Annotated in this window: 1 protein-coding gene; it reads left to right on the top strand. The window is 64.4% G+C overall.

From position 1 onward, the window contains the following. Positions 1-18: 18 nt before the first annotated feature. On the top strand, positions 19-1,482 hold a 1,464-nt coding region (locus A1355_RS07470; RefSeq protein ID WP_197471741.1), incomplete at its 3' end, for an Ig-like domain-containing protein.

The raw sequence follows: 1,482 nt of genomic DNA, 5'->3' as shown, positions 1-1,482 counted from the left end.
CTGTCGAAAAACAAAATCGTGCTGTACAGCAACGAAGCGCTCAAAGCCAGCAGCCTGGCCGGCGCGCTGCACGTCTCGCAAAACGGCGTCCTGATCACCGGCAACCTGCAACTGATCGGCGACGGCCGTACCCTGGTCTACACCCCGGCGCAGCCCTGGGCGAAAGACGCGCGGATCGAAGTGTTCCTGGATAGCACCGCCCAAGACCTGAGCGGCAATGCCCTGAACAGCTTCTACACCTCGTTCCGGACCGAAGAAGACCCGGCGACGAAAACCCCGTACGTCCTGGCGTTGAACACCGACGACGGCATCACGCTGCCGCTGAACCCGGCGATCGAGCTGCAGTTCAACGAAGCGCTAGACCCGGCCACGGTCGACCACAGCCGCTTCGTCCTGCGCAACTACTACTACGGCGCCGAAATACCGACCACGGTCAGCCTGCTGAAAGGCAACCGCGTCGTCCGGCTCGTGCCCAACGCCGCGTTGCAAGCCAACCAAGGCTATCAAATCGGCATCCGTGCCGGGGTCAAAGACGCCAGCGGCGCCGAATCGACCTACAACAGCGACTACCTCTGGTACTTCGCGACGGCGGTCGGCGCCACGGCGGACAGCATCGCGCCGAAAGTCACGGCGCTCAGTCCGATCGACGGCGCCGGCCAAGTCGGCATCAACAACCGCGTCTCGATCCGCTTCGACGAAGCGGTCAGCCCGCTGAGCTTCCTCGGCGACGACGGCGACCAGCCGCTGGCGCAAGTGCCGAACTACGATGCGCGTAGCTACTCGCTCAGCTTCAGCGACGGCAACCGGCAAGTCAGCTACCTGCCGCACGAACCGTGGCCGGTGGACAGCGACGTCACGCTAACGGTGGATCAACCCCAAGACTACGCCGGCAACGCCGTGGTCAGCCGGAGCAGCCAATTCAGCACCGGCAACGGTCCGGACACCGCCTCGCCCAGCGTCGTGGAATGGAGCATGGCCGCGAGCGCGACCAACGTCCCGGTCAACGCCGTCTTCAAAGCACGGATGAGCGAAGCGATCGACCCGGTCACGGTCAACGACGGCGGTTTGTACCTGTACGACACCGTCACCGGCCAGCACGTCCCGGCGAGCCTCGACCTGAGCACCGACGGCCGCACGCTCACCCTCGTGCCGACGCAAGCCTTGGCGGTAGGGCGCAACTACTACTTCTACGTCTACTCCGTTCAAGACATGAACGGCAACAACGCCTATCAGAGCCGCTACTTCACGGCGGCACTGACGGCGGACAACCTGGCGCCCAACGTCGTCGGCTACAGCATCGTCGCCGACCAACTCGACGTCCCGACGAACGCGGTGCTGCAAGTGCAATTCGACGAACCGGTGAGTGGTTTGAGCCTGAGTGGAGTGGAACTGCGCAAGGGCGGCGACGCGATCGCGGTGACCCGCGAGCTGAGCGGCGACCGGAAAACCCTGACGCTCAGACTGCAACAACCGCTGCTGGCG

It is taken from the genome of Methylomonas koyamae, from assembly GCF_001644025.1.
Taxonomy (GTDB): Bacteria; Pseudomonadota; Gammaproteobacteria; order Methylococcales; family Methylomonadaceae; genus Methylomonas; species Methylomonas koyamae_A.
This window is presented reverse-complemented; position numbering and strand designations above follow the sequence as displayed.